This window comes from Krasilnikovia sp. M28-CT-15, from assembly GCF_047159595.1.
Classification (GTDB): Bacteria; Actinomycetota; Actinomycetes; order Mycobacteriales; family Micromonosporaceae; genus Actinoplanes.
Window position 1 is genome coordinate 7145473 of the sequence record NZ_BAAGAK010000001.1, and the last position, 12430, is coordinate 7157902.

The following is a 12430-nucleotide window of genomic DNA, read 5'->3' on the forward strand; positions in this document are numbered from 1 at the left end:
TGAACGAAGCGTGAAAGACTCGCATCGCTCCTTGTGGGTATCTTGAATCCCCTGGTCACCAGCGGGCGCAATGGGCATCCATGGAGGTGAGATGACGGCGGAGTTCGGCGTGCTCGGCGCCGTGGAGGCCCGGATCAACGACCGACCCGTCGACCTGGGTCATGCCCGGCAACGGTGCGTGCTGGGTGTGCTGCTCGTCGAGGCCGGCCGGCCGGTCCCGGTCGACCAGCTCGTCGACCGGGTGTGGGGCGGGGACGTGCCGCAGCGCGTCGCCGGGGCGCTGTACAGCTACCTGTCCCGCCTGCGGCGGGCCATCGCGGAGGCGGCCGGGGTGGAGATCAAGCGCCAACCAGGTGGCTACCTCCTCACCGTCGATCCGCGGGATGTGGACATCCACCGATTTCGCCAGTTGACCGCGCTGGCCCGGTCGGCGGAGTCGGACCAGTCCGCCGCGGCGCTGTTCGCGCAGGCCCTCGGCTGCTGGCGCGGCGAGCCCTTCACGGGCCTGGACACCCCCTGGCTCACCTCGACCCGGCACACGCTGCTCAGCGAACGGTTCGCCACCGAACTCGACCGCAACGACGTGCTGCTCCGGCTGGGCAGGCACGGCGAGCTGCTCCCCGCACTGTCCGCCGCGGTCGCCGAGCACCCGCTGGACGAACGGCTGGCCGAGCAGTCGATGCTCGCCCTGTACCGGTGCGGGCGCCAGGCCGACGCCGACGAGCAGTACCGGCGGATCCGCCGTCGCCTGGCCGAGCAGCTCGGCAGCGATCCCGGCGCCGCACTGCGCCGCCTGCACGAGCGGATCCTGGCCGCCGACCCGGGCCTCGCGGCTCCGGCCGCCGACGTCGGAGAGGTTCGCCTCGCCGGGCCCGCTCCCGTGCCGGCGCAGCTGCCCGCGGACGTGCGCGCGTTCGCCGGGCGTACCGGGGAACTGGCCGTGCTGGACGGGCTGCTGTCGCAGCCGGCCGCCGACGATCCGCAGCTCTCCGCGGCCACCGCGGTGACCATCGCGGTCCTGTCCGGTACGCCCGGCGTCGGCAAGTCCGCCCTGGCCGTACGGTGGGCGCATCGCGTCCGGGACGCCTTCCCCGACGGGCAGCTCTACGTGAACCTGCGCGGCTACGACGCCGAGCAGCCGGTGGCGCCCGCCGACGCGCTGGCCTGGTTCCTCACCGCACTGGGCGTCCGCGCGCCGGAGCTGCCGCTGGAACTCGACGAGCGGGCCGGACGCTACCGGTCCGAACTGGCCGGTCGGCGCATGCTCGTGCTGCTGGACAACGCCTCCTCGGTGGAGCAGGTCCGGCCGCTGCTGCCCGGCGCGGGACCGTGCCTCGTGCTGATCACCAGCCGCGACTCCCTGCCCGGCATGGTGGCGGTGGACGGGGCGGAACGGCTCAACCTCGACCTGCTTCCCCCGGCGGACGCGGTGGGCCTGCTGCGCCGGTTGATCGGCGCCCGGGTGGACCACGAGCCGTCCGCCGCCGCGGAGCTCGCCGACGCCTGCGCCCGGCTGCCGCTGGCCCTGCGGATCGCTGCGGAGCTGGCCGCGGCGCGCAGCGATGCCCCGCTTGCCGAGCTCGTCGCCGAGCTGACCGACCACCAGGGGCGGCTCGATCTGCTCGACGCAGGCGGGGATCCGCGCGCCGAGGTCCGCGCGGTCTTCTCCTGGTCGTACCAGAATCTGCCCGGGGCCGCGGCCCGCGCGTTCCGGCTGCTCGGCCTGCCACCGGGGGTCAGCCTGCACGTCGACGCCGCGGCGGCGCTGACCGGCACCGGCACGGGCGAGGCGCGGCGGCTGCTCGGCCTGCTGGCCCGGGCCAGCCTGATCCACACCTCCGGCAGCGGCCGGTACGGCATGCACGACCTGCTGCGTGCCTACGCCGCCGAACTCGCGACCGGGCATGACTCCGCAGCGGACCGGGACGCGGCGCTGACCCGCCTGTTCGACCACTACCTGGCCGGGTCCGTCGCGGCGATGACGGCGCTGTATCCGGCGCCGGACCAGGCCCGCGACCTGACGGCGGGCGGCGACGCGGACGCGGCCCGCGCCTGGATCGAGGCCGAATGGCCGAACCTGGCCGCCGCGTGCACGTACGGCGCCGCCCACGGCTGGCACCGCCATGCCATCGCGCTGGCCGAGACGCTGTTCCGCTACCTCGACGCCGGGGGGCCGGTCGCCGAGGCGGTGACCGTCACCGCGGCGGCCGCCGCGGCCGCCGGGGCCGTCGGCGACCGGGACGCGCAGGCCCGGGCGCTGACGAACCTGGGGCGGCTACACCGCAGGCAGGGCCGGCTGGACCGGTCGGCCGAGTCCTACGGGCAGGCGCTGACCCTCTACACCGGACTCGGCGACGACGCCGCCGTCGCCGGGGCGCTGCGCAACCTGGGCAGCGTCCACTGGCGGCAGGGGCACTACCGGCAGGCCGCGGACCACTATCAGCAGGCGTGGACGCGGTACCGGCAGTTGGGCGACGAGGCCGGGGAAGCCGACGCGCTGGTCCGGCTCAGCCTGGTCGACGAGCGGCTGGGTGACCCGGCTCGGGCGGTGCAACGGCTGCGATCGGGGCTGGAGCTGTACGCCCGGCTCGGCGACCGGTTCAGCGAGGCGTACGTGATGTCGCTGCTGGCCCGGCTGCGCCACGACCCGGATCAGCTCCCACCGACCGCCGCGTCGCTGGAACTCAGCCTTGCCGCGGCCCGGCAGGCCGGTGACCGCACCCGGGAGGCGTACGCGTTGACCGACCTCGCCGCGGTCCACGCGCGCCGGGGGCGGCTGGCCGAGGCGGCCGGTCAGCTGCGACAGGCCCTGGTGCTGCACCGGCGGATCGGGGACCGGGCCAGCGAGGCCGAGGCCCTCAACGACCTCGGCCAGGTGCTGCACGCCGCCGGCGAGGCCGCGCAGGCCGTACCCGAACACGGTCAGGCCCTGGTCCTGGCCCGCGAGATCGGCGACCGGTACGAGCAGGCGCGCGCCCACGACGGCATCGCCGCCGCATACCGGGTCACCGGCGAACTCGACCAGGCCCGCTCGCACCTGGAGCACGCCGGGCGGCTCTTCGCCGACCTCGCGGTGCCGCACGTCGGCGGCGGAAGCCGGCTACTGGTCACACCCGGACAACACCCTCCACCCACAGCACCGTGACGGGGCGTCCACGGGCCCGGGCGTAGGCGACGACGTCGGCGGTGCCACCCATGCCACGGCCGGGCCGGCCGTCCCAGACGGCGAAGAGATGGTCACAGCGGTCGACCAGGACCTGCCCGGCGGCCAGGAACGCCTCGTCGCAGGGCTGCGGAAAGGGCAGGGTGAGCACGGTCGCGGCCGCCCGCCGAAGCCGCTCGAGCCGGGCCCGGCCGTCGTCGGTGACCAGCGAGCGGGCGTAGTCCGCACAGGGCAGGATCGCCTCCAGCACGCCACCGGACGCCACGACGTGCGCGGCGAACAGCTGGTCGGCGCCCTCGGCGAGGTTCGACACCCCGTACAGGTGGGTGCCGACGGGCAGCACCCGGCGCCAATGCTCCACCGCACGGTCGACGATCCTCGGCGGGAGAATCTGATGACCGGTGACTCCGAACCGCACTGCGACCCCCGTACGACGGCTCGTTCCGTTCAGAAACACCACGACGATACGGACGTCCGTCCGGTACGGCCAGGGCTGTGGCATCCGTCCTTCTCGGGTACGGCGGCGGTGTGCAGAATGGGCGGTCGCTGACCGGACCGATCGCGGGGATCTCGCCATGACCTTCAATGGGTTCATTTCGTACAGTCACGCGGCGGACGGGCGGCTCGCGCCGGCCGTTCAGCGTGGTCTGCACCGCCTGGCGAAGCCGTGGCACCGTCGGCGGGCGTTGTGGATCTTCCGGGATCAGACCGGGTTGGCGGTCACCCCCGCGTTGTGGTCCTCCATTCAGCACGCGCTCGATGGTTCGGACTACTTCGTGCTGCTGGCCTCGCCCGAGGCGGCGCGCTCGCCGTGGGTGAACCGGGAGATCGAACACTGGGTGGCCACGAAGTCGGCGGACCGGATCCTGCCCGTGGTCACCGACGGGGAATGGCAGTGGGATGCGGCGCGGCGGGACTTCACCGATGAATCGACCGCGGTGCCGGCGGCGCTGCGTGGGGTGTTCGCCGAGGAGCCGTTGTACCTCGACCTGCGGTGGGCACGCGACGATCAGCATCTGAGCCTGCGGCATTCCCGGTTCCGCGACGCGATCGCGCAGCTGGCCGCGCCGATGCACGGGGTCAGCAAGGACGATCTGGAAGGCGAGGATGTCCGGCAGCATCGCCGGGTACGGCGGCTGCGGTCGGTGGCGGTGACCGCGCTGGTGCTGCTGGCGTTCGTGGCCACGCTGACCGGGATGTTGGCGTTGCGCAACGCACAGCGGGCGAACGCTGCTGCGGTGGAGGCGCAACGCCAGCAGCAGGCGGCGTTGGAGCAGCGCGGCAGCGCCGAGCGGTACGCGCAGGAATCGCGCCGGCAGGAGGAGCTGGCGCGACAGCAGCAGGCACGGGCGCGGGACGCGGCGGCGGAGACGCGGCGGCAGGAGCGCCTGGCGCGGGACCAGAAGAGGCTGGCGGCACAGGCGTCGCAGGAGGCCGGTCGGCAGGAGGGCAACGCGCGCCGGCACGAGGCACTGGCGGCGCAGGCGGCGCGGCGGACCCGCGAGCAGGAGCGTCTGACCCAGCGGCAGCGTGATCGGGCGCAGCACTGGGCAGGTGAGGCTGGCCGGCAGGAGCGGAACGCCCAGCAGCAGAAGCAACTGGCCCACCAGGCCACCCTGGAGGCGCTCCGGCAGCAGCGCAACGCCGAGCAGCAGCAGCGCAATGCCGAGCAGCAGCAGCGCCGGGCGGACGAGCAGCAGCGCAGAGCCGACGAACAGCAGCGGCGGGCGGACGACGAACAACGCAAGGCGGACGAGCAACAGCGCCGGGCCGACGACCAGCAGCGCAGGGCGGAAGAACAGCAACGCCGGGCGGAAGAACAGCAACGCCGGGCGGAGGAGCAGGAGCGCCGGGCCGGGGAACAGCAGCGCAAGGCGGACGAGCAGCAGCGGATCGCGATCAGCCGGCGACTGCTCAACCAGGCCAGGACGTCCATCGTGGACGATCCGAAGACCGCCCTCGCGCTGGGGCTGGCGGCCCAGAAGATCCAACCCGGCACGGAGACCCGCGGCGAGCTGACCGGCCTCGTCACCTCCACGCATTACGCCGGTTCCCTCAGCGGCGTGACCGAGACCGCCTTCGGCCCCGACGGCGTTCTGGCGACGGACGGCGAGGGCGGGACCGTGTCGCTGTGGAACGTGACCGACCGGGCGAATCCGGTGCGGCTCGCCACGCTCAGCGGTGACGGCTCGTTGGTGAGCGCGCTGGCGTTCAGCCCCGACGGACGGATGCTCGCGGTCGTCGGCTGGAAGGGCATGGCGATGCTGTGGAACGTGGCCGACAGAGCCCATCCGGCACTGATCGCCACGCTGCCCAGTCGCACGGGCCTGCCCTCGGTGGCGTTCAGCCGGGACGGTCGCGTCGTCGCCACCGGGGCCCAGGACGGGACCGTGACCCTGTGGGATCTGGCCGACCCGGCCGGGCCCCGTCGGCTCTCCGCGGTGCGGTGCGACAACTTCCTGGTGGATGAGGTGGAGTTCAGCGCGGACGGGCGCACGATGGTGACCAGATGTGGCATCGCGGTCGTCTGGGACGTGACGAAGCCGGCCCACCCGGCCCGGCTCACCGTGCTGGGCGACGGCAAGGTCCGCCCGGCGTCGGTGGCCTTCAGCCCGAACCGGCCCTTCCTGGCCACCGGCGGCTGGAAGGGGGAGCTGATCCTCTGGGACATGGCGGCTCCGGCAAAGCCCCGACAGGGTGCCGCCCTCACCGGCCACGCCGATGCGGTCTCCTCGGTGGCTTTCAGCACGGGCGGGCGCATCCTGGCCTCTGCCGACGCGGACGGATCGGCGATCCTGTGGGACGTGGCCGAGGCGGCGTCCCCCGTGCGACTCACCACCATCACCGGCCGCGACGGCGGAGTCGAGGCGATGGCGTTCGGTCCGGACGATCGGACACTGGTGACGGCCGGCGGCGAGACCGCGACGCTGTGGAACGTGGCGGATCGGGGCGCGCCGCGACCGCTCGGCGCGGTCACGGACTTCGACGGACAGCCGGTGGCGATGGCGTACAGCCGGAACGGCCGTTCGTTGACCGCCGTCGGCAGCGACGGGACGGCGATGTTCTGGGACGTGACCAACCCGGCCCGTCCGGTCCGGCAGGCCACGCTGACCGCGCACGACGACACGGTCATCGCGGCGGCGTTCAGCCCGGACGGGCACATGATCGCCGCCGCGGGCTGGGAGGACGAAACGGTGACGCTGACGGACGTGGCCGAACCGACCAGGCCGGTCACGCTCGCCACGATCAAGGAGGACGTGACGCAGGTGAACCGGGTCGCGTTCAGCCCGGACGGGCGCACCCTCGCCATCGGCGCCACCGAGGGGAAGCTGATGTTGTGGGACCTGACCGACCGGACCCGTCCCGCCCGGCTGACGACGCTGACCGGTCACGGCGGCATGGTGGAGTCGGTCGCGTTCAGCCCGGACGGGCGCACCGTGGCCGCCAGCGACAACAAGGGGAAGGTCCTGCTCTGGGACGTGACCGACCGCGCTCATCCGGCCCGGCTCGCGACGCTGACCGGCCACGGTGAAACCGTGGCAGCGCTGGCGTTCAGCCCGGACGGGCACACGCTGGCGACCGGCAGCTTCGATCACACCGCGATCCTGTGGGATCTCACCGACCGGGCCCGTCCGTACCGGCTCGGCACCCTGACCGGGCACAGCAACTGGGTGCGAGGGGTGGCGTTCGGCCCGGACGGGCGCACCCTGGCGATCGGGAGCCAGGACCGGACCGTGACGCTGTGGGACGTCTCCGAGCGGGCCAGACCGGTCCGGCTCGCCACCCTCAGGGGCAGCGACCTGCAGACCCACCTGCTGACGTTCAACCCGGACGGGCACACTCTGGCGACCGGTGGAAACCACGATGCCGACCCGGCACACGCCACGCTCTGGGACTTTGCCGAGCTCAACGACCTGCGCGCCGATCCGGCCGGCCACGCCTGCGCCATCACCGGGCGCGGACTCACCGCCGACGAATGGGCCCGCTACATCCCGGAACTGCCGTACCAGCCCACCTGTCCGGGATGAGAATCAGGCGGCCTCGGTGGAGGGGTTGGCGGCGGCCTGGGCCAGGTCGTCCAGGTCCTGGCGCAGCGCGCCCTCGACGGTGGCGGCGGCCAGCCCGCCGAAGACCAGCGCCAGCAGCCGCCCGCGCGGCTCGGTCGGGGTGCCGTCCTGGACGGCCGTGACCATCGTGCCGCCCCGGTGCCGCCCCGCCGTGACGGGCGCGAAGGTGTAGGTCATCCGGTAGTCCGCCCCGATCCCGGGGGACTCGACGACGAACAGCTCCGGGACCGCGCAGTCGCTGACCCGGAACTCCTCGGTGATCTCGGTCCCGTCGGCCATGAGCCGGGCCTCGCGCCAGGCCGTGCCGGAGCGGAACTCGCCCGTGGTGAGGGACTCGACCCGGTGGACCGTGGACAACCAGCGCGCCCGGCGGGACAGGTCGGTGAACACGCGCCAGACCTCACTCACCGGCGCCTCGACCAATCGGGTGACCGCGACCGTCGACATAGCGTGACCTCCCGGATACACCGTACGGGTCGGTAGCTGTTGCGACCAACGATTACCCGATGCGCCTCATTCGTATCCGCCGTTGATCAGGCCCACCCGGATCAGTTCGGTCAGCGGTTCGCGGACGTGGCGGGCCCCGAAACCGGTCAGCAGCGGGCGTGGGGAGTCCCGGCGGGCGCGGGCGGGTTCGGCCAACGGCACGGGATGGGTCGCGGCCAGCACCTCGGCCACCTCGGCCACTTCTGCCCCGTCGACGGCCGCGGCGCATCCGACGAGCACGTTGAGGAAGCCGTGGTGGGTGAGCCCGGTCTCCGGGTCGGTGTGCCGCAGCGCGTGCCGCTGCCCGGCCGCCAGCTTGAACGGCAGCTCGCGGTCGCGGCAGGCGCAGATCACCGCGGCCAGTTCGACCGGGGTGGGGAACAGTTCGGCGGCCAGGCCGCCGACCCGGAACTTGGCGCCGATCCGCTGCCCGTCGGCGCGGCTCCCGGCGACCGTGTCGAGCGCGGCCAGCAGGCCCCAGCTGAGCGGGATCTCGGCGTACACGTCGAGGTCGGGGTGGGTGGTGGCGAGCCGGTGCAATTCGCGCAGGCCGGGCTGGGAGTCCTCGCCGCGGCGGGCGACCGCCGCTTCGACCTGGCGCACCGCGGCCCCGGCGCCGCGCAGCGCGGCGACCGCGCCGCTCAGGCCGTCGATGGCGGTGTCGCAGACGACGCCGACCGCGAGCTCGTCGACGGGTGGGGCACGGAAGGCCAGCGAGGAGGGTACGAGCAGCGAGCCCAGCAGGGGCGCGTACCACGCGGCGGCGTGCTCGCGGTGCGCCGCCACCGCGGCGCCGACGTCGGTGTCGTTCGGCGGCAGCAGGACGGCGTCATCGACGAGCCCCGCGAACAGCGGCGGCACCAGCGTTGACACGAACAATGAACCTAATGGACGCTCTGAAGTCCGGACAACACCGACCGTAATGTCACTTCTCATAGAGGAAGGCAGCGACGCCGTGCCACCGCACGGCGCCGCTGCGGACCGACGACGTCTAGCTGATGTGGTAGTGATCGCCGTAGACGGCGAAGTCGAGCGGCGTGTTCAGGTCGAGGTTGCCGTTGCGCAGGAAGACCCGCTGGGCGGTGTCGACACGTGAGGTGTCCGAGTGCGCCTCCTCCTTCTTCATCTCGACGACCCGCTCGTCCAGGAACGCGTTGAGCCAGGTGGTCTCGTTGCCACCCTGGGCGGGCGGCTTTGCCTTGCGCAGGGCCCGGCTGCGGATCGACGCCATGCCGTCGGGGCCGTGCATGACGGCCGCGTCGTAGTACGCGAACTGGCCGAGCGCGCGCACGCCGTCGGACTTGCCGCGGGAGACGGCCGGGTTGAAGTACACCCGGTCCCGCTCGGCCTCCTGGGCGGCCTGGAAGGCCGGGTCCTTGGCGGCGGTGCGCCAGTCCTTGGGGAAGTTCGGGTCCAGCCCGGCGTGCGAGTCGGTGCCGTTCACCTTGCGCAGCGCGGGCAGGTACTTGGCCAGCACGTTGCCCGGCTTGGTGTTCGTGTACGCCTCGACCAGTTCCAGCATGTCGCCGGTGCCGGAGCAGAAGCCGATGATCCCGGCGGTGTAGCCGCGACCGTCGCCGATGTCCTCGATGTACGGGAACTGGGCCCGCCAGTCGAGCGACGAGTTCTCGGCGGCGGAGACGATCTGCATCGCCACGTCCTTCTTCGCCGGGTCGTCGAGGTTCTTGCGGGCCGCGGCCACGGGCCGGGCCCCGGCCGGATCGGCGGGGGCCACGAACGCGGCCGCCGTCCCGGTGGCGGGGACGGTTGCGGCGCCCGCGGGCAGCAGGCCGTACGCGACGGCCGCGCCGGGGATGAGCAGGCCCGCTGCGACATAGGCCGCCGTGCGGCGGCGGGGACGGGGGGTGGTGCTCGGGGTGGTCATTGCGCTCCTCGGGGTAGGGGACGGACGCGCAGGTTCGGCACCGGCGACGGGCGGTGGGGTGCGCCGCCGCCGGCGATGGGTGGTGACGCTACGACAGTTAAAGAAGTTAATCAATGACCGTTAAACAGTTTTATCAATCCCGGTGCGATTGACAACCCGATGGGTGGTTCAGGACGATTCGTTCATTGATCAGGACCTTGACAGTCCGTCGGCCCGGGCCTACCGTCCCAGCTAATTGTTAGCCAGTTTGCCAATCACTACCCGGGGGCCACCGTGTCGCGTCTCGCCGGCTCGTCGAAGCTGCTCCGCGCCATGAACGAGAGCGCGGCCCTCGCCCACCTGCTCGAACCCGGCACCCTGACCCGCTCCGACCTGCGCAAGCTCACCAAACTGAGCACACCGACCATCTCCGAGGTGCTGCGCCGGCTCACCGAGGCGGGCCTGGTCACCGTGGTCGGCCACAACAGCGGTCGCCCCGGCCCCAACGCCGAGCTGTACGCGGTCAACCCCGACGCGGCGTACGCGGCGGCCGTCTCGATCCGCGACATCGGCCCCCTGGACGCCCCGTCCGTGGCGGCCGCCCTGTGCGACCTCACCGGCACGATCCGCTCCCGCACCGAGCTGCGGGTCGACTTCCTGCGGACCGACCCGAAGTCGGCCGTGCTCGACGCCGTCGCCACGGTGCGCCGCGACAGCGGGGTGCCCGCGGAGCGCCTGCGCCACGTCCAGCTCGGCGTCGCGGGCTCGTACGACAGCCGCACCCAGACCATCCGGCACGTGGAAATGCCCGGCTTCGGGCGTACCGGCCTGGTGCCGGAGATCGCCGCGGCGTTGGGCACCCACGTCGGCGTCGACAACGACGTCAACCTCGCCGCGGTCGCCGAACGGCGGCACGGGGTGGCCCGGGACGCGGACGGCTTCGCCCTGCTCTGGCTCGGCCTGGAGGGCCTCGGTCTGGCCATCGACATCGCGGGGTCGCTGATGCGTGGCGCCCGCGGCGGCGCGGGCGAGATCGGCTACATGCCGCTGTACGCCCCGGATTCCACCCACCGCAAGGTCGACCTGCAGGACCTGGTCGGCGGCGCGGCCGTCCTCGCCCTGGGCCAGGACTGCGGGGTGCCCGGCCGTACCCCGCCGGACGTGGTCCGGGCCGCGGCCGCCGACCCGGAAGCGGCGAGCGAGTTCTTCCCCCGGCTGGCCGACCGCATCGCGGTCGGCCTGGCCGCGGTCATCGCGGTCCTCGATCCGTCGCTGGTCGTGCTGGCCGGCCCGGTCGCGCAGGCCGGCGGGCGGACCCTGCTGGCCGCGGTCGAGAGCGCGCTCCACCGGGCCGCTCCGCTGGAGAGCACGGTCGCGGTCACCACCATCGACGACGACGCGGTGCTGCTCGGCGCGCTCGACGCGGGGCTCACCGCGGTCCGCGAATCACTCATCGCGTCCATTCGCGACAGCTGACCCCAGCCACCCTCATCCCCAACCCTGACAACGAAGACCCGGGAAGGACCCCCTCATGAACACCCGGATACCGCGCGCCCTTTTTGCCCTAGGAACCGCCGTTGTACTGACCGCGGCGTGCACCCCCGCACCCAAGGAGAACAAGATCGCCGACCCGGGCACGGAGGTGTCCGGCACGGTCGAACTGTGGCACTTCTTCACCGAACGCGAGGCCGCCGCGATCGACACGGTCGTCAAGGACTTCGAGGCCACCCACCCGAAGATCAAGGTGACGGTGAAGTCGGGCCAGGACGATTCGAAGGTCACCCAGGCCATCGGCGCGGGCAACGGACCCGACATCGGACTGTCCTACTCCACCGACATCGTGGGCAAGTTCTGCTCCTCGGGGGCCTGGGTCGACCTGACCCCGTACCTCGCCCGGGACAAAGTGGACGTTTCCCGGCTCAACTCCACCACCCGGCAATACACCGAGTACGGCGGCAAGCGGTGCGCCATGCCGTTCCTCGCCGACGCGTACGGGCTGTTCTACAACAAGGACATGTTCGCCAAGGCGGGCATCGCCGGGCCGCCGAAGACCCTGGACGAGCTGGCCGAGGACGCCAGGAAGCTCACCGTACGCAACCCCGACGGCTCGCTGAAACGGGTCGGCTTCCTGCCCCTGTCCGACTTCTACGAAAACTCCGCCTCCCACCTCGCCCCGACCGTCGGCGCGAAGTGGCTCACCGCCGACGGCAAGTCCGCCATCGGCGCCGACCCGGCCTGGAAGACACTGCTGAGCTGGCAGAAGAACCTCGTCGACTGGTACGGCTACGACAACCTGCAGAAGTTCCGGGCCGGTCTGGGCGACGAGTTCAGCGCGGACAACGCGTTCCAGAAGGGCCAGGTGGCGATCAACATCGACGCCGAGTACCGGCTCGCGTTCCTCTCCGACCAGGCGCCGAAGCTCAGCTACGGGGTGGCCCCGCTGCCCACCACCGACCCGGCCCGCTACGGCGCCGGCTACGTCACCGGCAACATCATGGGCATCGCCAAGAACGCCAAGAACCCCGAGGCGGCCTGGGAACTCATCAAATACCTGACGACGAACGACACGACGATCGTCAAGCTGGCCAACTCCCTGCGCAACATCCCCACCACGACGGCCGCCGCAGCCGACCCGGCGTTGAAGGTGGACCCCGCGTTCAAGACGTTCATGGACATCTTCGCCAACCCGAACTCGTCCACCACCCCGCCGTCCGCGTCCGGGCCCGCGTACCAGGAGACGTTCCAAACGTTCGTGAACAGCTGGCAGGCGGGCAAGGTGCCGAACCTGGACGCGGGACTGGCCGAGGCGGACAAGCAGGTCAACAGCGTCATGACGCTGGGCGGCTGACG

8 protein-coding genes are annotated in these 12430 nt (G+C 72.4%); 4 read left to right on the plus strand and 4 right to left on the minus strand.

All coding sequences use genetic code 11. From position 1 onward, the window contains the following. The first annotated feature begins 91 nt into the window (after positions 1-91). On the plus strand, positions 92-3145 hold the full coding sequence (locus tag ACMCNO_RS32830; protein ID WP_412753290.1) for a BTAD domain-containing putative transcriptional regulator: 3054 nt from the start codon (positions 92-94) through the stop codon (positions 3143-3145). Here ACMCNO_RS32830 and ACMCNO_RS32835 read toward each other — a convergent pair. Next, positions 3108-3581 (minus strand): hypothetical protein, encoded by a 474-nt coding sequence (locus tag ACMCNO_RS32835; protein WP_412753291.1) that lies wholly within the window; start codon positions 3579-3581, stop codon positions 3108-3110. The genes ACMCNO_RS32830 and ACMCNO_RS32835 overlap by 38 nt on opposite strands. Positions 3582-3738: 157 nt before the next feature. Between ACMCNO_RS32835 and ACMCNO_RS32840 the strand changes: the two genes are divergently transcribed. After that, positions 3739-7191, plus strand: a complete 3453-nt coding sequence (locus ACMCNO_RS32840) for a TIR domain-containing protein (RefSeq protein WP_412753292.1) — start codon at positions 3739-3741, stop codon at positions 7189-7191. A gap of 3 nt (positions 7192-7194) precedes the next feature. Here the strand turns inward: ACMCNO_RS32840 and ACMCNO_RS32845 are convergent, their stop codons facing one another. The 3 genes from ACMCNO_RS32845 to ACMCNO_RS32855 all read right to left on the minus strand — a co-directional run bounded on the left by ACMCNO_RS32845 (position 7195) and on the right by ACMCNO_RS32855 (position 9601). Continuing rightward, positions 7195-7677, minus strand: coding sequence for an SRPBCC family protein (locus tag ACMCNO_RS32845; protein WP_412753293.1), 483 nt, complete (start codon positions 7675-7677; stop codon positions 7195-7197). Positions 7678-7743: 66 nt separating this feature from the next. Beyond that, on the minus strand, positions 7744-8589 hold the full coding sequence (locus tag ACMCNO_RS32850) for a hypothetical protein (protein ID WP_412753294.1): 846 nt from the start codon (positions 8587-8589) through the stop codon (positions 7744-7746). A gap of 118 nt (positions 8590-8707) precedes the next feature. Beyond that, a complete protein-coding gene (locus ACMCNO_RS32855; RefSeq protein WP_412753295.1) occupies positions 8708-9601 on the minus strand; it encodes a chitosanase in 894 nt (297 codons plus the stop codon). A 273-nt stretch (positions 9602-9874) separates the two neighbouring features. On the opposite strand from ACMCNO_RS32855, the gene ACMCNO_RS32860 reads away from it, so the two are divergent. Continuing rightward, positions 9875-11056: an ROK family protein gene (locus ACMCNO_RS32860; RefSeq protein ID WP_412753296.1), complete on the plus strand. Its 1182-nt coding sequence runs from the start codon at positions 9875-9877 to the stop codon at positions 11054-11056. Positions 11057-11111: 55 nt separating this feature from the next. Then, entirely contained in the window at positions 11112-12428 is a 1317-nt protein-coding gene (locus ACMCNO_RS32865; protein ID WP_412753297.1) for an ABC transporter substrate-binding protein, read from the plus strand. Positions 12429-12430 lie beyond the last annotated feature (2 nt).

Coding starts and splice junctions, on each gene's coding strand:
- ACMCNO_RS32845 (WP_412753293.1), bottom strand. CDS start 7,677: ATGTCGACGGTCGCGGTCACCCGATTGGTCGAGGCGCCGGTGAGTGAG.
- ACMCNO_RS32830 (WP_412753290.1), top strand. CDS start 92: ATGACGGCGGAGTTCGGCGTGCTCGGCGCCGTGGAGGCCCGGATCAAC.
- ACMCNO_RS32840 (WP_412753292.1), top strand. CDS start 3,739: ATGACCTTCAATGGGTTCATTTCGTACAGTCACGCGGCGGACGGGCGG.
- ACMCNO_RS32865 (WP_412753297.1), top strand. CDS start 11,112: ATGAACACCCGGATACCGCGCGCCCTTTTTGCCCTAGGAACCGCCGTT.
- ACMCNO_RS32855 (WP_412753295.1), bottom strand. CDS start 9,601: ATGACCACCCCGAGCACCACCCCCCGTCCCCGCCGCCGCACGGCGGCC.